Below are 19,477 nucleotides of genomic sequence, written 5' to 3' on the forward strand. Positions count from 1 at the left end.
GCGTGCGTGCAGGGGGGATTCTCTCTCGCATCAGCCGTTCAGCCGCCGTCGCTGGCCGACTGTAGGCGGCAAGACGAAAAAAGGAGGAGCCGGATGATCCCGGCTCCTCCTTTTGGTATGCACCTGAGTGCGGCGCGGTGCCGCTACTCGTTCCATCCTTCCGGATGAACGTCGCCGATCTGTTCCCAGTGCTCGGGCGAGCGCCAGAGGCTGGAGAGGATCAGCTCGCGCATGTGGAGGAACTCCTTGGGGAGGCGGTCGAAGAGCTTGACGAACAGTTCTTCGTGGGAGATAAGCTCGTTCTGCCAGACGGCGCGGTCCACGGAGGTCAGCTCGTTGAACTTTTCCCGGGTCATATCCAGCCCGTCCCAGTCCATGTCCTCGTAGCGGGGCATCCAGCCCAAGGGCGATTCGACGGCGCCGGCTTTGCCCTGGACCCTCTCGACAATCCACTTGAGGACCCGCATGTTGTCGCCGTAGCCGGGCCAGATGAACTTGCCGTTGGCGTCCTTGCGGAACCAGTTGACGCTGAAGATCCGGGGCGGCTTGGCGATGGAGCGGCCAAACTGCAGCCAGTGGCCGAAGTAGTCGGCCATATGGTAGCCGCAGAACGGCAGCATGGCAAAGGGATCGCGGCGAACGTTTCCGATGGCGCCCACGGCAGCGGCGGTGGTTTCAGAGCCGAGCGTCGCGGCCAGGTAGACGCCGTTGCTCCAGTTGAAGGCCTGATAGACCAGCGGTACGGTGTCCTTGCGGCGCCCGCCGAAGATGAAGGCACTCATGGGCACCCCTTTGGGGTTCTCCCAGTCCGGGTCGATGGAGGGGCACTGACTGGCCGGCGAGGTGAAGCGGGCATTGGGGTGCGCTGCCGGCCGACCGCAGCCGGGTGTCCAGGGGTTCCCCTGCCAGTCGGTGAGCTGGGAGGGGGGCTCGTCGGTCATTCCCTCCCACCAGACATCGCCGTCGGGGGTGAGGGCCACGTTGGTAAAGATGGTGTTGGCGGCGCAGGAGGCCATGGCGTTGGGGTTGGTCTTGGCGTTGGTGCCGGGGGCCACGCCGAAGTAACCGTACTCGGGGTTGATGGCGTACACTTGGCCGTCGGGGCCCGGCTTGATCCAGGCGATGTCGTCGCCGATGGTGGTTACCTTCCACCCCTTATCCTGCAGCGGTTTGGGCGGAATCAGCATGGCAAAGTTGGTCTTGCCGCAGGCGCTGGGGAAGGCCGCTCCCACGTAAGTCTTTTCACCGGTGGGGGACTCGACCCCCAGAATCAGCATGTGCTCGGCCAGCCATCCCTCGTCCTTGCCCTGCTTGGAGGCGATCCGCAGGGCGAGGCACTTCTTGCCGAGAAGGGCGTTGCCGCCGTAGCCGCTGCCAAAGGACCAGATGGAGCGCTCCTCAGGGAAATGGACGATGTACTTTTCCTTGTTGCAGGGCCAGGGGACATCCTGCTGGCTAGGCTCCAGGGGGGCGCCCACCGAGTGGAGGCACGGCACGAACTCGCCCTGTTCGCCGAGGATGTCCAGAACCTTTTTACCCATTCTGGTCATGATCTGCATGTTGACCACCACATAGGGGGAGTCGGATATCTCGACACCGATCTTGGCGATGGGGGAGCCGAGGGGGCCCATGCTGAAGGGGATCACGTACATGGTCCGGCCACGCATGCACCCCTTGAAGAGTTTGTGCAGGTTATCCTTCATCTCCTTCGGATTCACCCAGTTGTTCGTGGGGCCTGCGTCCTGTTTTGAGAGACTGCAGATAAACGTGCGGTCCTCGACCCGTGCCACGTCGATGGGATCGGACCACGCCAGGTAGCTGTTGGGACGCTTTTCCGGGTTAAGCTTCCTGAAGGTGCCGTTTTGCACCAGCAGTTCGCAGAGCTCGTCGTACTCCTCCTGGGAGCCGTCGCACCAGTGGATGCGGTCCGGTTCGCAGAGGGCAGCCACCTCTTCGACCCACCTCAGAAGCCGTTCGTTGTTCGGAAGTTCATAACTCATTCCTCTTCCCTCCCTGTGTAAATGTGTACTTAGTCCCACGAACGCCTTTGTTCGTTATTCGTGAATAAACCAACGAGAACGGCGTCCTTCCCCGCCCGGAAGCGGCAGGTAAGCTCCAATTTTACTGGTAGCGAAAAAACCATACGTTATTATTGGCAGAATAAAATAACAGTTTAGAGCAAAAATGTAACCCCTTAATATCCATAATTACCATTTTTGTCATCGCCGTTGGCCAGGGACATCGCTCAATGTCCTTATCCACGGGCGCTTCGGACGTTTGGGCGGGACGTTGTCCCACTATTGACACCCGCTAATTCCCTGGTTAAGTAGAAAGGAAAACCCTGTGGCCGCATGGGGGCATGGGGGGGAGGGTGCCGTGAAACGATTCAGGCGCATCATTTGTGGAATGCTGGCATCTGCCGTCCTCCTGACCGGGTGCGGGTCGGGCCCGGATTCGTCGGCGCCCCAGCAGGGCAGCGCCGTGACCCTTGATCCGCTGGTTCTGCTTGCCGACATCAGTTCCAGCCTCCAGGGGCCCCTTGTCAGGTCTCTCGGCGGATGGGAGTGGGTCCGCTTCGTTTCTTCCTTTGGCACGGCATTGACCGCACGGAAATATGAGCTGGTTCTGCAAAAGGTCAGCTACGCTTCGATCGGTGCCGACGGCCAACCCCGCACGCTGAGCGGTCTGCTGATACTGCCGCGCTCCGGTAGTGTCAGGCCGTCTGTCCCTATTCTGCTGTACCAGCATGGCACCGAACCCTATCGTCCCTATTCCCCCTCCCGCTACCTGGAGAACCGTCTCCGGCCCATCGATTACCCTGAGGTCATGGTGGCAGCGGCCATAGCCTCCACCGGTTACGCCGTTGCCATGGCCGATTATGAGGGGCTTGGGGACAGCACAGGCACTCAGCCATACGTCCATGGCGCGTCGCTCGCCCGCCAGGTCGTCGACATGCTGCGGGCGAGCCGTTCCATCATTGCCGCCAGTGCATCTCCGTGCACCTGGAATGGCCAACTCTTTCTCATGGGGTATTCCGAGGGGGGATACGCCACCATGGTGACAACGCGCGAACTCCAGGTAAACCACGCGGCTGAATTCACCGTCACCGCCTCGGCTCCCCTTGCCGGCCCCCACGATCTGTCCGGTGTCATGCGCGGGGTCATGCTGTCGGACTCCCCGTCCAAGGCCCCCTATTTCCTCCCCTTTGTACTTAATTCATATAACTATGTCTACGGTGGGCGGACGACACTGTTCAGCCCCGACTCGACCCTGTTGCCTGCCTACGCCGGCGTGCTCCCTCCGCTGTTCGACGGTAATACCCCTGCGGACAGGATCAGCGAGGCGATGGGAATGTCTTTCAGCCCGCCGCAACTCATCTTGCCCAAGAGTACGCTCACGGACTCGTTCATTGGCCAGTTGGCGCTCGACACGAGCTCGGCAGTGGCCTTCCTGAGGGAAAACGACTCTTATCGCGGATGGGTTCCGTCCGTGCCGATACGCATGGTTCACCACGGCGATGACGAGCTGGTCCCCTTCGCCAACTCACAGGTTGCGTTCGCGGCCTTCAGCACGGCCGGCGCCAAGCGGTGGGTAGCGCTCGCGAGGGAAACGCTCGCCATTCCCGTCACAGCCGACCCCGTCATGACGACCCACGTCTCCGCCGCCTTCCCGATTCTATTCAATGGCTGGTCGTGGTTGGATACCTTCAAGCGGTAAGTTCATGCCACCCTGTCCGCGGTCGGCCGCCCGGCCGCGGATCACCCCGGCGCACGCGGCAGGCTGACCTGTGCCCCCGGGGAGTGCCCGTCGCCCCTCTCTGCCTTGTCATTTCCCCCCATTCGTGCTACAAAATACCGCTCACCCCCCATGTTTTTCCCCAAGGGAGACCACCCATGAAAATCACGCGATCCGATGTCGAGCATGTGGCAACGCTTGCCCGTCTCGAACTTGCCGAGGACGAGAAGGACAGATTCACCGGCCAGCTCGACGCCATTCTCGCCTACGTGGAAAAGCTCAATGAGCTGAACACCGACGGCATCGTCCCCACATCCCATGCCGTTCCGGTCGAAAACGCCTTCCGGGAGGATGAGGTCCGTCCTTCCATCGGCGTGGAAAACGCGCTGGCCAACGCGCCCGACAGGGTGGAGGGTTTCTTCCGTGTGCCCCGAGTCATCGAATAAGAATCCCACGAGTGAAGAGCTGGAGGTCGCCATCGAAGAGGTGCGGCGCCGTTTTGCCGAACTTCCCGACGGAACCTGCAAGAAGCGGATTTTCTACAATCGCCTGAAGAACCTGGGCCGCTTCGATGCCGAGCCGGTCGACTACCAGAATCCGGAGGAGGTCGCGCTGCCGCGCGAGATCGAGGTGGGCTTCGCCGTCTGCCATCCCGAGTGCGGCAACCAGGCGCTCCTTGTGGTGGAGGGCGGCCCCCAGGCCTGCGACTGTTGCGGCGCCACCATGTACCCCATTGAAGTGGCCCCGTACCGGCTGAAGAAGAAATGACCCGGCCCGGCCACTGCCAGGCCCACTGACTGGAGACAGAGCGACATGGAGCTGTTTGAGCTGACCCTGTACGAACTGCATGAGAAATTGGCGAAACGGGAGGTTTCCTCCGTGGAGGCGACCCGGGCGCTGCTCGCCCGCATCGAGGCCACCGACTCCCGGGTGAACGCCTATATTACCGTTACTCCCGACGAGGCCCTCGCGGCCGCCGAAGCGGCGGACCGGCGCATTGCCGCCGGCGCCATGACCCCCCTCACCGGCGTCCCGGTTGCACTCAAGGACATCTTCGTCACCCGCGGGATTCGCACCACCTGCGGCTCGAAGATCCTCGGGAAGTTCATCCCCCCCTATGATGGGACGGTCGTGGCGAAGCTCCGGGAGGCGGGGGCGGTCATTGTGGGCAAACTCAACCAGGACGAGTTCGCCATGGGCTCCTCCGGTGAATCCAGCGCCTTCGGCGCCACCAACAACCCCTGGAACCTGGCGTGCACCCCCGGCGGTTCGTCCAGCGGCTCGGCCGCGGCCATCGCGGCCCGCTCGGCCACGGCCACGCTCGGCACCGACACCGGCGGCTCCATCCGGCAGCCCGCCTCCCACTGCGGCTGCGTGGGGCTGCGCCCCACCTACGGCCGGGTCTCCCGCTACGGGGTCATCGCCTATGCCTCGTCCCTGGACCAGGTGGGGCCCGTGACCCGCGACGTGACCGACTGCGCCCTTATGCTGGGGGCCGTGGCCGGTCACGACCCCCTCGACTCCACCAGCATCGATCTGCCGGTGCCCGATTACGCCGCAGCCCTCACCGGCCGGGTGAAGGGGCTCAGGCTGGGCCTGCCGAAGGAGTACTATCGCGAGGGGCTCGACCCGGACGTGAAGCGGGCACTGGATGCCGCCATCGAAACCTACCGGGGGCTCGGCGCCGAGTTCGTGGAGGTTTCGCTCCCTCACACCGACTATGCCGTGGCCACCTACTACCTCATCGCCACCGCCGAGGCCAGCTCCAACCTGGCCCGCTACGACGGGGTCCGCTTCGGGCACCGGGCGGACGGGGCCGCGAACCTGATCGACATGTTCCGCCGCAGCCGCGCCGAGGGATTCGGCGCCGAGGTGAAGCGCCGGATCATGATCGGCACCTACGCCCTTTCCTCGGGATATTACGACGCCTACTACCTGAAGGCCCAGAAAGTCCGTACCCTGATCATGCAGGACTTCATGAAGGCCTTCGAGCAGGTGGACGCCCTGCTCACGCCGGTGGCTCCGACACCGGCCTTCAAGATCGGCGAAAAGGTGGATGATCCGCTCCAGATGTACCTGTCGGATATCTTCACCATCCCCGTGAACCTTGCCGGCACCTGCGCCATCTCCGTGCCGGCCGGCATGAGCGCCGCCGGTCTTCCCATCGGCCTGCAGCTCATCGGCCGGCCCTTTGGGGAGGAAACCATCCTGCGTGCCGCCCACGCCTTCGAGCAGGCAACGGAATGGCACCGGCGCACAGCCCAACTCTAAGCTCCACGGAGATTTCGATGAACTACCAGGCCGTCATCGGTTTAGAAGTCCACGTCCAACTGAAGACCGACACCAAGATCTTCTGCGGATGCTCCACGAAGTTCGGCGCCGCCCCCAACTCCCAGACCTGCCCGGTCTGCCTCGGCATGCCGGGGGTGCTGCCGGTGCTCAACAAGAAAGTGGTGGAGTTCGCCATCAGGGCCGGCCTCGCCACCAACTGCCGGATCGCGCCCCGCTCGGTCTTTGCCCGGAAGAACTATTTCTACCCGGACCTGCCCAAGGGCTACCAGATCAGCCAGTACGAACTTCCCATCTGCCAGAACGGACATCTGGACATCGAGGTGGACGGCCAGGTCAAGCGGATCGGCATCACCCGCATCCACATGGAGGAGGATGCCGGCAAGCTGGTGCACGCCGACATCCCCGGCCTGGGGAGCGGGTCCGGCGTGGACCTGAACCGTGCCTGCACGCCGCTGCTGGAAATCGTCTCGGAACCGGACATCCGCAGCGCCGACGAGGCGGTGGCCTATCTCAGGAAGCTCCACCAGATCGTGGTCTATCTGGGCATCTGCGACGGCAACATGGAGGAGGGGAGCTTCCGCTGCGACGCCAACGTGTCGGTCATGCCCGTGGGGTCCACGACCTTCGGCACCCGTACCGAGACCAAGAACGTCAACTCGTTCCGCTTCGTGAAGCAGGCCATCGAGCACGAGATCGAGCGGCAGATCGAGCTGATCGAGGAGGGAGGGAAGGTGGTGCAGGAGACCCGCCTCTTCGATCCGAATACCGGTGAAACACGCTCCATGCGCGGCAAGGAGGAGGCCCACGACTACCGCTACTTCCCCGACCCCGACCTGGTGCCGCTGGTCATCTCCAACGACTGGGTCGAGGACGCGCGGCTTTCCCTTCCGGAACTCCCCGATGCGCGGCGGAGCCGCTACCGCTCCGAGCTGGGGCTTTCCGACTATGACGCAGAGGTCCTCACCGCCACCCGGGAGATGGCCGAGTACTTCGAGGCCTGCCTTGCCGCGGGCGCCCCGGCCAAGGGGGCGGCCAACTGGGTCATGGGCGAGGTGACCCGCGCCCTGAACGAGGCGGGCACGGGCATCGCCGAATGCCCGGTTACGCCGGCCCGTCTCACGGCCCTGCTGCAACTGATCGAGAAGGGCACCATCTCCGGCAAGATCGCCAAGACCGTCTTCGACGAGATGTGGCAAAGCGACAAGGCACCTGAGGCCATCGTGGAGGAGAAGGGGCTCGTCCAGGTCTCCGACACCGGCGAAATCGAGAAGATCATCGACGAGATCATGGCCGCCAACATGGGCCAGGTGGAGGAGTTCCGCGGCGGCAAGGAGAAGGTCTTCGGCTTCTTCGTGGGCCAGGTGATGCGGGCCTCCAAAGGCAAGGCCAACCCGGCGGTGGTGAACGAACTGCTGATGAAGAAGCTGAAAGGCTAAACACGACGAGGTTCCCATGTCCTTCAGAACCATAGAGTGGCGCGACGACAAGGTTGTCATGATCGACCAGACCCGCCTGCCCGGCGAGGAGGTCTACTGCGAGTACGCCGACTACAAGAGCGTGGCCGAGGCGATCCGGGGGATGGTCATCCGGGGGGCTCCGGCCATCGGAGTGGCGGCGGCCATGGGAGTGGCCCTGGGCGCCCGGGAGATCATCGCCGACACCTATGAATCGTTTTTCCGGCAGATGGAGAATGTCTGCGAGGTCATGGCCCGCACCCGCCCCACGGCGGTGAACCTCTTCTGGGCCATCGAGCGGATGAAGCGGGTGGCCAGTGAACATCACGACAGGCCCCTGGACGAGTTGCGCGAGATCCTCAAGGCTGAGGCGATCCGGATCGAGCAGGAAGACCTTGAGCTCTGCAAGGCCATTGGTCGGCACGGGTCGGCGCTGATTCCCGAGGGGGCCACGGTCCTGACCCACTGCAATGCCGGCGGGCTCGCCACGGCGGGCTACGGCACGGCCCTCGGGGTCATCAGAGCGGCCCACGAGGCAGGGAAAAAGATCCAGGTGTTCGCCGACGAGACTCGCCCGTGGCTCCAGGGGGCGCGGCTTACCGCCTGGGAGCTCATGAAGGACGGCATTCCGGTGACCCTCATCTCCGACAACATGGCCGGCTTCTTCATGAAGCGGGGCGAGATCACCTGCTGCGTCGTGGGGGCCGACCGGATCGCCGCCAACGGCGACACGGCCAACAAGATCGGCACTTACAGCGTGGCAGTCCTGGCCAGGGAGAACAACATCCCCTTCTACGTGGCGGCACCCACCACCACCCTCGATCTCTCTCTGGAGAACGGGGACCAGATCCCCATCGAGGAGCGCCACTCCCGTGAGGTGACCCATCTGAACGGATTCCCGGTGGCACCCGAGGGAATCCGGGTACGCAACCCGGCGTTCGATGTGACGCCCGCCCGCTACATATCCGCCATCATCACCGAGCAGGGGGTGGTGAGCGGTGATTACGCCACCGGCCTTCGGGGCCTCGTGGCGCCATGAGCCGCAGTAGCGAGTTCGTTCGACGAATCGAAGAGGCCCTGGCCGCCGCTGGGGACAGCGGCGGCGATCAACCCCTAACGGAGTTGCTGGAAAAGGAGGGGTTCGTCTACCCGGCCCGTTCGGCCGCCAACCTGCGCCTGCTCCAGGGAACGCTGCCCGATCGGATGGTGGCTGAGCTGGCCGCCGCCTCCCTTGCAGCTCCCCTGCCCGACATGGCCCTGAATGGCCTCGAACGGGTCGGGGGCGTGGCAGACCGGCAGGAACTCATCGACGTCTGCAGCCGCAAGGAGCGCCGTGCGCAGTTGCTCGTGCTGTGCGGTTCGTCCCCCTTCCTCGTCAACATCCTCTGCCGCGATCCCGCCTTCTTCCACCAGTTGTTCGTCACCAGAGCCATCGATATCAGGCGCAGTGAGCAGGAGATGCTGGCGACGCTCCGCTCCCAGGCCAAGGGGGTCGACCATGCCGACCTCTTTCCGGTCCTGCGTCGGTTCAAGTTTCAGGAGGTTCTCCGCATCGCCGCCCGGGACCTGAACGGTCTCGCTTCCCTGGAGGAGGTGACGGCCGAGCTTTCCGCCCTGGCGGCGGCTACTCTCCAGGTGGCCTGCGATGCCGCGCGGCGCAAGCTCGTAAAGGATCACGGCCACCCCCTCATGGTGACCGCCGACGGCTCCCGGGAGGCGGAGTTCACGGTCATGGGGATGGGCAAGTTCGGCGGCCGCGAGCTCAACTTTTCCTCGGATATCGATCTGATCTATTTTTACTCCTCGGATAAGGGCGAAACCGAGGGGATCGACGACGGCCGGGGGGGCAAGCGGGGCAAGATATCCCTCCACTCCTTTTTTGTGAAGATGGGAGAGATGGTCACCAAGGCCATCTCCCAGGTGACGGCCGACGGGTTCGTGTTCCGGGTGGACATGGGGCTGCGCCCCGAGGGGAAGAGCGGCGATCTGGCCTGCTCCCTCCACTCGGCCGCCACATACTACGAGTACTGGGGCCAGTCCTGGGAGCGGGCGGCCATGCTGAAGGCGCGCCCAGTGGCGGGCTCCATCGAGCTGGGGAACCAGGTGCTCCGGGCCATCGAGCCGTTTGTCCATCGCAAATACCTTGATTACAACCTGATCGAGGACATGATGGTCATGAAGAAGAAGATCGACGCCTCCATCGCCCGGCAGCAGGAGAGCGAGTGCAACATCAAGCTGGGCCGCGGCGGAATCCGTGAGATCGAATTCTTCATCCAGGCTCTGCAACTGGTGTATGCCGGCAAGAATCCCCATCTGCGCGAGCGCAATTCCCTCAAGGCCCTGGCCTCGCTGAGGGATGCCAGGCTCATCGGCGAGGACGATGCGGGAGCGCTCACCGAGGCCTACCGCTTCCTCCGGACCGTTGAGCACCGCATTCAGGTGGTCCAGGAGCGGCAGACCCACTCCCTGCCGAAAAAGGACGATGAAATGCTCGCCCTTGCCCGGCGCTGCGGCTTTCTCCGCAAGAACGGCCTGGAAAAGTTCCGGGAGACCCTTGAGCATCACCGGAGCCGGGTGTCGGCCGTTTACGGCGGTCTGTTCCTCTCCCGTGACGAGCGCCTGAGGGAAGAGGTCCGGCCCGAAACCTACAGTTTTTTCGATCGCGCCGCCGATCCCGACCTGGTCAAGGATATGCTGGCGGAGCGGGGCTTCAGGAACGTGGATACTGCCTACGAAAACCTGCTGCTCCTGCGCGACGGTCCGCCGCGGGCCCACCTGACCGAACGGGGCCGGCGGCTGCTGGAGAAAATTTCCCCGCTCCTGCTCCAGGAGATCTTCGGCTCGCCCGACCCGGACCTGACCCTCAACAACCTGGAGCGCTTCCTGGGAGCGGTGGGCTCCCGCTCGTCCGTCTATGCCCTTCTGGCCGAAAACAGGGAAACCATCAAGCTCCTGATTTCCCTGTTCGGGACATCCGAATTCCTGTCCAAGATATTTATCGGCCATCCCGAACTTCTGGACAGCCTCGTGTCCCGGGCCGGCGCCACCTACATGAAGAGCCGAAGCGTCATGGAGGCCGAATTGCAGGGGATGCTCGACGCGGCAGACGATTACGAGGAACGCCTCGACATCCTCCGCCGTTACCGCCACGAGGAGTTTCTCCGGATCGGCATGAACGACATCTACGGCAAGTTGGGACAGTCGGAGCTCACCTTCCAGTTGACCGGGCTGGCCGAGGTCTGTCTCGCCGCGGCCTGCCGCATGGCCAAGAAGGAACTCGCCCGGTTCGGTCGGCCCATGTACCGGGATGCCGACGGCGATCTGCGCCAGGCCCATTTCGCCGTGGTGGCCATGGGCAAGATGGGGGGCAACGAGCTCAACTACCACTCGGACCTGGATATCATCTACATCTACGACCAGCAGGGGACGACCGAAGGAGGGGCGCGCCAGGTATCCAACCACGAGTATTTCGCCAAGCTGGGCCAGAAGATCATCTCCATCCTCACCACCCAGACCAGGGAAGGGTACGTCTACAAGCTCGACACGCGGCTGCGGCCGTCGGGCAATGCGGGGCCCCTGGTCACCTCCATTGGTTCGTTCCGGGAATACCACCGCACCGAGGCCCAGATCTGGGAGCGCCAGGCCCTGACCAAGGCACGGGTGGTCTTTGCCGATGAGCGGCTGCGGAAAGAGATCGAGGAGGTCGTCCAGAGCACGGTGTACGGTAGCGGGGCCGGCGAAGAGGAGCGCAAGGAGATCCACCGGCTGCGGACTCGCATGGAAGTAGAGCTGGCCAGGGAGAAGGCGGGAAGCTTCAACATCAAGACCGGCCGGGGCGGGATCGTCGACATCGAGTTTCTGGTCCAGTACCTCCAACTGCGCGAGGGACATGCCCACCCGGAAATCCGCAGCACCAATACGCTCCTGGCGCTCAAGGCCATGCACCTGTTCGGCATCCTCGCCGAGGACGACATCGTCACCCTCCAGGCGGGCTACAAGTTCCTCCGTCGCCTGGAAAACCGGCTGCGGCTCATCCACGACTACTCCATCAACGATCTGGGAGGAGACCAGAACTATCTTGACGCACTGGCCCGCCGTCTGGGGTATGACCCGAAGCTGCGGCACCCGGGCAACGCTCTCATGAAGGAGTATGAAGAGGTTACCGAGGCGGTCCGGCAGGTGTACGAGCGGATTCTCGGCGACATCCGCGGGTGGGCCTGAGGGGGTGCGCGACCGGCTCATGGCGGTCTACGACCAGCTCTTCGCGGCCTACGGACCCCGCCACTGGTGGCCCGCCGACACCCCCTTCGAGGTCTGCGTCGGTGCGATCCTGACCCAGAATACCAACTGGGGCAACGTGGAAAAGGCCATTGCCCGGCTCAAGGCAGCAGGGCTCCTCTCCCCGGAAGGGCTGCGCGATGTACCTGTGGCCGCACTGGCGGAGACGATCCGGCCGGCCGGTTACTATAACGTCAAAAGCGTGCGGCTCAAGGATTTTGTCGGTTTTCTCTTCGAACGCTTCGACGGGAAGCTGGAGCGGATGTTCGCGGGGGAGTGGCGGGAGCTTCGACGGGAACTGCTCGGGGTGCGGGGGATCGGTCGGGAAACCGCCGACTCGATCCTGCTCTATGCGGGAGAAAAGCCCACCTTCGTGGTTGATGCCTATACGAAACGTCTTTTTTCCGCCCTGGGTCTCGTGGAGCCGACGGCCGACTATGAGTCCGTCCGTGCGCTCTTCATGGGCAACCTTCCCGACGATACGGCGCTGTTCAACGAATATCACGCCCTCGTCGTGGAGCACTGCAAGCGGCACTGCACCACCCGCCCCCGTTGCGGCGGGTGCGGGCTCCACCTGCTATGTCGAGCCTGACATGAGCTCCACCCGGTTGCGACCGTTCTGCTTGGCCCGGTAGAGGGCCTCGTCGGCCTGCCTGAAGAGGGAGTCGGTCCCCTCCACGCGGGGCGACGGATAGGTGGACACGCCAAGACTGATGGTGATGACCTGCCCGTGGAGGCTGCCGTCGAAGACATGGTCCTGCACCTCCAGCCGGAGCCGTTCGGCAATGGCCTGGGCCTCCTGCAAAGGGGTTTCCGGCAGCAGCAGGACAAACTCTTCGCCCCCGTAGCGGGCAGCCACATCGTAGCTGCGAAGCCGTTGGCAGACTATCCCGGCAAGGGTCACCAGGACCTTGTCCCCCTCCTGATGACCATAGGTGTCGTTGATCTTCTTGAAATAGTCGATATCAAGAATAACCAGGGAAAGGGCGCCACCCTTGCGGGAGGCCCGCTGGAACTCCTTGTCCACCATTTCCATCAGATGGCGACGGTTATGCAAGTGGGTGAGGGGATCGGTGATTGACAGTTTGCGCAGCAATTCGTTGGAACGCTTCAACTCGTCCTGGAGCCCCTTCACTTTCAACTGGACCCGGACCCGGGCAACCAGCTCTCCCGAGTCGAAGGGCTTGGTGACGTAGTCGGATGCCCCCTGCTCAAGCCCGCGGATTTTCGTGTCCCGGTCTTCCCGGCTGGTCAGCAGGATGATCGGAAGATCCTGGAGCTCACCCCGGGACCGGGTCATGGAAAGGAAGCGGAACCCGTCCATCCTCGGCATTTCCAGGTCGCAGAGCACCAGGTCCACCTTGTTGTTGAGGAGGATCTTGAACCCTTCGAGGCCGTCCCGGGCTTCCAGGTAGGTCTCGAACAGCCGGGCTTCCTTGAGGGTGCGCACTATTTCCTCGCGCAGGACTTCCGAATCGTCGATTATGAGGGCTGTCATCGCCATGGTTTCATGCTTCTCCGCGCGATGGAGAATCCGTGGGATCGTCCCGCCCCGGTCTCATGACCGGGGGAATACCGTGTTGAGAAACTGCGAGAGTATGGCGGCCGTGAGCCCCCATATTTCGTCGTCCAGGTACCGGTAGAAGTGGACGGGATGGGTCCGTCCCCGCCACGTCCAGTCTTCGGTTCTGAAGACTTCGGGCAGCAGCAGGTGCTTCAGCGGTACGACAATGATCCGTTCGATCTCGTCGGGGTTCACGGTCAGGGAGCGATCCCCCCGGATGATTCCCACGCAGGGGGTCACCAGGTAGTCGTGGATGGAATAGAAATCATCCAGTGTGCCGAGGATGTCCACGTCGCCGGGCGGAACGCCCACCTCTTCCCAGGTTTCCCGCAGGGCCGTATCGCAGGGCGAGGCATCATCGGGATGGCGCACCCCGCCGGGAAACGAGATTTCTCCCCGATGGTGGTTCAGATGTTCCGTCCGCTTGGTGAAAAGGACCCGGACCTCGCCGTCCCTCTCGAAGAGGGGAAGCAGCACCGCGGCCGGACCGGTCCCGGCGCCATCGGCACCCTTGTCCGCCCGGCCAGGGTCGTGCGGATCCGCACGGCAAGTTCGGTCAATCCCGGCACATCCATTTCTGTCGCTTTCGGATACCAAATAGCGGCCAATGGCCGCGTAGTTACAGTATCGGCTCTTTTGCCCGACGCTTTAGCTCTTTTATGGTCGCTTCATAGTCGGGGCTGCCGAAAACGGCGCTGCCGGCCACGAAAACGTCGGCGCCGGCATGGGCGATGCGGGCGATGTTGTCGATTTTCACCCCGCCGTCCACCTCAAGCTCTGCCTCGCAGCCGCGGCGGTCGAGCATGGCCCGCAGCGCCTGGATCTTGGGAATGCAGGCCTCGATGAACGACTGGCCGCCGAATCCCGGATTGACGGTCATGAGCAGCACCAGGTCCAGGTCTTCGAGGACATAGTCGAGGCAGTTGAGGGGAGTGGCCGGATTAAGGGATACCCCTGCCTTCTTGCCCAGGGACTTGATGAGCTGGATCGTGCGGTGGAGGTGAATGGACGCCTCCGCATGAACCACGATGATGTCCGACCCAGCCGCGGCGAAGTCGGGGATGTAGCGGTCGGGGTGCTCGATCATCAGATGGACGTCCAGGGGAAGCTCGGTGACCCTGCGCACCGCCTCCACCACCAGGGGGCCGATGGTTATGTTGGGCACGAAATGTCCGTCCATGACGTCCACGTGGATATAATCGGCCCCGGCCGCCGCCACGGCACGCACCTCGTCGCCCAGGCGGGAAAAATCGGCGGACAGGATCGATGGGGCAATTTTTTTCATGGGAACCTCCGGTAACTGCTCGATGCGGTGCCGCATCAGGCCCGGCGAAGGCGGGCGGCAAAAAAGCCGTCCATGCCGTGGCAGTGGGGCCAACTGCGGAACATGCCCCGGCCGGTGATGAGTTCCGACAGGCAGGGGAAATGATAATTCAAGTCTTCTAACATGAAATCGGCGTGGTGCGAAAGAAAATCCTCGATAATTGACTCATTTTCATCCGTTGTGGTGGAACAGGTGGAGTAGAGGAGCGTGCCCCCCGGCTTCAGCAGGGAAGCGGCTCCCGCCAGTATCCGGCGTTGGCTCTGGGCCAGCCGGGCCACGTCGTCGGGGGTCTTCCACCACTTCCCCTCGGGGGTGCGGCGCAGCACCCCCAGGGCTGAGCAGGGGGCATCCACCAGAATCCGGTCGAAGGGGGCGACGGTCTGCTCCGGATTCCGGGCATCGGCCACGGCGGGCCGGATGATGCCGATGCCCAGACGGCGGGCATTGTCGGTGATCGGAACGAGCTTTTTCTCCGCCACGTCCCAGGCAATGACCTCGCCCCGGTCGCTCATGATCTGGGCAAGGTGGGTCGCCTTGCCGCCGGGGGACGCACAGGCATCGAGGACCCGCTCGCCGGGCCGGGGCTCCAGGAGGAGCGAGGCCAGTTGGGACGATTCGTCCTGCACGATGGCGAGCCCCTCACCGAAGCCCGGCAGCGCCGCCACCGCTGTCCGCGAGAGAATACGGATGCCGTGGGGAGAATGGCGCGTGGGCTCCGCTTCCGTACCCGCTTCCTTCAGAAGGTCGAGGTACGCCTCGCGTGACGTCCGCAGCGTGTTGACCCGCACGGTGAGGGGAGGGGGCGTCGCCATGACGGCGGCAAGCGCTTCCGCATCTTCGAATCCCAATTGGGCGATCCACCCCTCCACGATCCAGCGGGGATGGGAGTGGCGGAGGGAGAGGTAGCCGGCCGGGTCCAGCTCCCGATCGGGCCAGGAGACCAATGACCGTTCCCGGTCGGACCGGCGGAGGACCGCATTAACGAGGCCGCTGGCCCGTGGCGCCTTCTCCCGGGCCAGCGTCACCGTTTCGTTGACTGCGGCGGACACCGGAATCCGGTCAAGGAAGAAGATCTGGTAGAGCCCCAGGCGGAGCAGGATCAGGACCGCTCGCTCCAGCTTGGCGGCCCGCGTGGCGCAGAAAAGGTCCACCAGGTAGTCGAGGGTTGCCGTCCGGCGCAGCACCCCATAGACGAGCTCGGTCAGGAGCCCCCGGTCGGGGCCCCTCAGAATGCCGCCGGACAATTCCCGGTCGATGAGCGGTTCGGCAAAGGTCCGCTCCCGTTCGACGCGGACGAGGATATCATAGGCCGAACGGCGTGGGTCGGCGGTGGACTGGTTCACGGATGCTCCCGGTGTCGGAACTGGATGGCGCGACGGTATGCCGCAGGATGCAGACGAGATTTCATTATAGTTCAGGTAGCGGTCCATCCGCAAGAAAACCGGCGGCAGAGGGCTACCGGCGGGGCTCTGTTGCTAGCGGGCTGTTTTTACGGTACAAAATAAGGGGTCCGCAGCCATGCCGCAATGGGGCGGCTGTACACTGCCGGACCGGAGTCCGCGTGCGACGAGGTTCTCGCACCGCAGCCGAGGGATGGGGTGTGATTTCGTACTTGAATGACGCAGTCCTTTTTGTGTGCGCGGGAATCGCTGCGGCCCTTTCGGTGGGCTCGGCGGGTCACGCCCTTGTCATGAAGCGAGACCCCCGGTCGGCCCTCGGCTGGATCGTTGTCTGCCTCACGGTTCCGCTGTTCGGACCTTTCTTTTACTGGAGCATGGGTGTGAACCGCATCTTTCGCCGGGCCCGCAAGTGGCAGGAAACGGGGCGGCGCCTGGCAGGGGGGGAGCATTTCCGTTCAGCCCACGAGCATGGAAGTGCGCCGGTCTCCCCGGCAGGGACCGAATACCTCTCCGAACTACGTCATCTGGCCGACCGGGTGGTGGGCGCTCCCCTGATCCAGGGAAACCGCATCGTCCCCCTTGAGGGTGGCGAAGAGGCGTACCCCGCCATGCTGGAAGCCATTGCCCGGGCCCGATCCTCGATCCATCTTTCCACCTATATTTTCGATGCCGACAGCACCGGGCGCCGGTTCGCCACTGCCCTGGCCGAAGCCGCAGCACGCGGTGTCACCGTGCGGGTGGTCATCGACGGCGTCGGCGAAAAGTATTCATGGCCCCGCGCCAGGACCCTCATGGCTGGGACGGGGATCAGGGTCGAGCGATTCCTGCCGTTGCGCCAGGGGATCTACATGAACCTGCGCAACCACCGCAAAGTCTTGGTGGTGGACGGCCATCTGGCATACACGGGGGGGATGAACATCGGGGGCCGGCATGTGGCTGAACAGGCGGGAGACGCCGTGTCGCGGGATGTTCACTTCTCGGTGGCGGGGCCGGTGGTGGCGGGGCTCCAGCAGGTCTTCCTGGAGGATTGGTACTTCGTCACCGGCGAACTTCTGGATGATGTCCGGTATTTCCCCCAGATCCCGCCGGCCGGCCACGCGCTGGCCCGTCCCATCGGCGACGGCCCCGACAAGGAGTACCATACGCTCCACTGGATCATCATGGGGGCCCTGTCGTGCGCCACGCGGACGGTCCAGATCATGACGCCGTACTTCATCCCCGATCGTTCCCTGGTCTCGGCCCTGGTCACTACGGCTCTGCGGGGGGTGGAGGTCACCCTCGTGCTGCCGGCGAAGAACAACCTTCCCTTTGTCCACTGGGCCACCCGGGCCTACCTCTGGGAACTCCTGCAACAGGGCATCCGGGTGTTTTACCAGCCGCCCCCCTTTGCCCACACCAAGCTCTTCATCGTTGACGGTCTCTGGAGCATGATCGGCTCGGCCAACCTGGACCCCCGCAGTCTGCGGCTCAATTTCGAGCTCAATCTGGAGGTCTATGATCGGGAGCTGGCAGGAACCCTTTCCCGCCACTTTGCCGCTACCGTTGCCACCTCGCGGCAGGTGAGCCTGGCCGAGATGGACGGCCGCCCGCTCCCTGAAAAAGTGCGGGACGCCACGGCCAAGCTCTTTTCTCCCTACCTGTAGCCTTGATCTATAACGGCCCGCCGCGGCGGGCCGTTGTCATTTCCGGTATCGCTCGATGGCAACGAGCGCCCTGTCCAGGGTTGCCGGGCAGTGGGCCTCGATGGTCCAGACGGCCTGGGGGGCGTGCCGGGCCATGAGGGAAAAGAAGATGTCGAAGTCGATGGTCCCTTCACCCAGCGGCAGATGGTCATCGCGGGTGCCGAAATTGTCGTGGATGTGCGCCTCCGCCACGAAGCGCCCCATGGCATCGAACCATTCCTCCATCCCCACCGTGTGAAAGAGATTCCAGTGTCCCACGTCGAAACAGTGGCGGAAGCGGGGATGGTCGATCTCTTCCAGCAGGGCCTTCAGGGTTGAGGGCTCCTCCTCGAAAATGTTCTCCACCGCCACGGTGCAGCCGATGGGTTCGGTCCGCTCCAGCACCCACCCCCACGTCTCAATGCTGTGGGCGAGCCAGATATCCTGGCTCTCGCCGTAGCGCCAGCGGTCGTACCCCGGGTGGAAGACGATCACGTCGGGCGTGAGGATCGCCGCGGCATCGATCACCTGGTTGAGCCGGTGGCGGGTAGCCTCGCGGATGAGGCGTTCGGCCGAGCCGGGGTTCAGGTCCACGAACGGCGCATGAATGGTGGAACGCAATCCTGTGGTGTTCAGGGTATTGGCAACGGCTATCAGCTTTTCAGGGACAAGGGAGTCCAGGGCCTCACCCGAAAAATGGACTTCGGGATTGACCCCACGGGCGGTGACGGCCGCGAGATTGTCGGCCAGCATCGGGTAGGGGACATGGGCATGGATACGATCGGACATGGTCGGGGTGCTCTTTCTTGTGTTGTTATGATGGCGTCGGCACAGGAGTGGCAGGCTGCCAGTTGCTCCAGCGTGGCAAAGGTACGGTTTCCCCGGACGATGACGGTGAGGTAGCGGTTCTGCCGCGCCCAAGGATACTATCCGGCACCGTAAATGGCAAGGGCGTAAGGGTGCTTCGTAACAGACCTTTCTTTTTTAAAACATGCTAACTCCTGCTTGACAATCCCTGTATACTGTATACAATAAGTCAGCCCCCGCCGGAGTGGAGTTTTATGAAAAAACCGATGGAGAAGCACCTCACCCTCAGGGAAAAGATCCTCGAAACCATTCGCGATGCCATCATGACCGGCGCCCTCAAGCCGGGCGAAAAGGTAGCAGAGCCCGACCTCGCCGAACGATTCGGCATCAGCCGCACACCGATCCGGGAGGCGTTCCGCCAGTTGGAATCGGAGGGATATCTGACCGTGATTCCGCGCAAGGGCGCGGTTGTCACGTTCTTCTCTCCCCGGGACGTGGAGGAGTTTTACGCCATCAAGAGTATTCTTGAGGGGTACGCTGCCCGGCGCGCCTGCGAAAAACTCACGGACAAGGAAATCGAAAAACTCCGGACCATCAACGAAAGGCTGCGTCACCTGGCGAATGAGGGTGACGTGCGGCACTTTTTCCGGATTCACAACGATTTTCACGAGTTGTTCCTCCGGGCCGCCGACAACGAGAAACTCTCGGAGCTCGTCACCAACCTTGTCCGGAAGTTCCAGCGGCTCCGCTATGCCTCCCTCAGCCTGCCCGGCCGAATGCATATTTCCGTGAAGGAGCACGAACGGATCATTGAGGCATTCCAGTTCCGCAATGCCGACATGGCCGAAACCCTTGTCCGCAAGAACGCAGAGTACGGCGGCCGGGTCCTCATGCAGGAAACCGATGGCGCGCCTCCCCTCAAGCCCGCCGAACAGGCCGCAGCCCTGCAACTCGATATCTAG

General features: G+C 63.4%; 15 protein-coding genes and 1 pseudogene. 10 read left to right on the plus strand and 6 right to left on the minus strand.

Annotation, left to right across the window (positions count from 1 at the left end; translation table 11 throughout):
- Positions 1 to 143 precede the first annotated feature (143 nt).
- Positions 144 to 2,000: a phosphoenolpyruvate carboxykinase gene (locus A2G06_00340; GenBank protein ID ANA39096.1), complete on the minus strand. Its 1,857-nt coding sequence runs from the start codon at positions 1,998 to 2,000 to the stop codon at positions 144 to 146.
- A 343-nt stretch (positions 2,001 to 2,343) separates the two neighbouring features.
- On the opposite strand from A2G06_00340, the gene A2G06_00345 reads away from it, so the two are divergent.
- The 8 genes from A2G06_00345 (at position 2,344) to A2G06_00380 (ending at position 12,351) form a co-directional block, all read left to right on the plus strand.
- The gene (locus A2G06_00345) at positions 2,344 to 3,717 is read left to right on the plus strand and encodes a hypothetical protein (protein ANA39097.1); all 1,374 of its coding nucleotides are present in this window, start codon (positions 2,344 to 2,346) and stop codon (positions 3,715 to 3,717) included.
- A 176-nt stretch (positions 3,718 to 3,893) separates the two neighbouring features.
- Positions 3,894 to 4,181, plus strand: a complete 288-nt coding sequence (gatC, locus tag A2G06_00350; protein ANA39098.1) for an asparaginyl/glutamyl-tRNA amidotransferase subunit C — start codon at positions 3,894 to 3,896, stop codon at positions 4,179 to 4,181.
- Positions 4,159 to 4,503: a hypothetical protein gene (locus A2G06_00355; GenBank protein ID ANA39099.1), complete on the plus strand. Its 345-nt coding sequence runs from the start codon at positions 4,159 to 4,161 to the stop codon at positions 4,501 to 4,503. The genes gatC and A2G06_00355 overlap by 23 nt, the downstream gene beginning before the upstream one ends.
- A 45-nt stretch (positions 4,504 to 4,548) precedes the next feature.
- Entirely contained in the window at positions 4,549 to 6,006 is a 1,458-nt protein-coding gene (gatA, locus tag A2G06_00360; protein ANA39100.1) for an aspartyl/glutamyl-tRNA amidotransferase subunit A, read from the plus strand.
- A gap of 17 nt (positions 6,007 to 6,023) precedes the next feature.
- Complete coding sequence (locus A2G06_00365) at positions 6,024 to 7,463, plus strand: aspartyl/glutamyl-tRNA amidotransferase subunit B (protein ID ANA39101.1); 1,440 nt, start codon at positions 6,024 to 6,026, stop codon at positions 7,461 to 7,463.
- Positions 7,464 to 7,479: 16 nt separating this feature from the next.
- The gene (locus A2G06_00370) at positions 7,480 to 8,520 is read left to right on the plus strand and encodes an S-methyl-5-thioribose-1-phosphate isomerase (protein ID ANA39102.1); all 1,041 of its coding nucleotides are present in this window, start codon (positions 7,480 to 7,482) and stop codon (positions 8,518 to 8,520) included.
- On the plus strand, positions 8,517 to 11,702 hold the full coding sequence (locus A2G06_00375; protein ANA39103.1) for a glutamine-synthetase adenylyltransferase: 3,186 nt from the start codon (positions 8,517 to 8,519) through the stop codon (positions 11,700 to 11,702). The genes A2G06_00370 and A2G06_00375 overlap by 4 nt, the downstream gene beginning before the upstream one ends.
- Before the next feature lie 4 nt (positions 11,703 to 11,706).
- Entirely contained in the window at positions 11,707 to 12,351 is a 645-nt protein-coding gene (locus A2G06_00380) for an endonuclease (protein ANA39104.1), read from the plus strand.
- On the opposite strand, the gene A2G06_00385 is transcribed toward A2G06_00380, so the two are convergent.
- From A2G06_00385 to A2G06_00400, 4 genes and pseudogenes are all read right to left on the minus strand, one after another.
- The gene (locus A2G06_00385; GenBank protein ANA39105.1) at positions 12,337 to 13,263 is read right to left on the minus strand and encodes a diguanylate cyclase response regulator; all 927 of its coding nucleotides are present in this window, start codon (positions 13,261 to 13,263) and stop codon (positions 12,337 to 12,339) included. The two genes, A2G06_00380 and A2G06_00385, sit on opposite strands and share 15 nt — an antisense overlap.
- 54 nt (positions 13,264 to 13,317) lie before the next feature.
- Positions 13,318 to 13,898, minus strand: a pseudogene (locus A2G06_00390) (coenzyme A pyrophosphatase).
- 44 nt (positions 13,899 to 13,942) lie between these two features.
- Positions 13,943 to 14,608 carry a ribulose-phosphate 3-epimerase gene (locus A2G06_00395; protein ANA39106.1) on the minus strand — a complete coding sequence of 222 codons (666 nt, stop codon included), beginning with the start codon at positions 14,606 to 14,608 and terminating at the stop codon, positions 13,943 to 13,945.
- A 35-nt stretch (positions 14,609 to 14,643) separates the two neighbouring features.
- Complete coding sequence (locus A2G06_00400; GenBank protein ANA39107.1) at positions 14,644 to 15,990, minus strand: 16S rRNA (cytosine(967)-C(5))-methyltransferase; 1,347 nt, start codon at positions 15,988 to 15,990, stop codon at positions 14,644 to 14,646.
- Between the two features lie 257 nt (positions 15,991 to 16,247).
- Here A2G06_00400 and A2G06_00405 point away from each other — a divergent pair, with 257 nt between their 5' ends.
- Positions 16,248 to 17,690, plus strand: coding sequence for a cardiolipin synthase (locus A2G06_00405; protein ID ANA39108.1), 1,443 nt, complete (start codon positions 16,248 to 16,250; stop codon positions 17,688 to 17,690).
- A 36-nt stretch (positions 17,691 to 17,726) separates the two neighbouring features.
- On the opposite strand, the gene A2G06_00410 is transcribed toward A2G06_00405, so the two are convergent.
- Positions 17,727 to 18,497 (minus strand): AP endonuclease, encoded by a 771-nt coding sequence (locus A2G06_00410; protein ID ANA39109.1) that lies wholly within the window; start codon positions 18,495 to 18,497, stop codon positions 17,727 to 17,729.
- 272 nt (positions 18,498 to 18,769) lie between these two features.
- On the opposite strand from A2G06_00410, the gene A2G06_00415 reads away from it, so the two are divergent.
- Positions 18,770 to 19,477 (plus strand): GntR family transcriptional regulator, encoded by a 708-nt coding sequence (locus A2G06_00415; protein ANA39110.1) that lies wholly within the window; start codon positions 18,770 to 18,772, stop codon positions 19,475 to 19,477.

The organism is Geobacter anodireducens, assembly GCA_001628815.1.
In the GTDB taxonomy this organism is placed as follows: Bacteria; Desulfobacterota; Desulfuromonadia; order Geobacterales; family Geobacteraceae; genus Geobacter; species Geobacter anodireducens.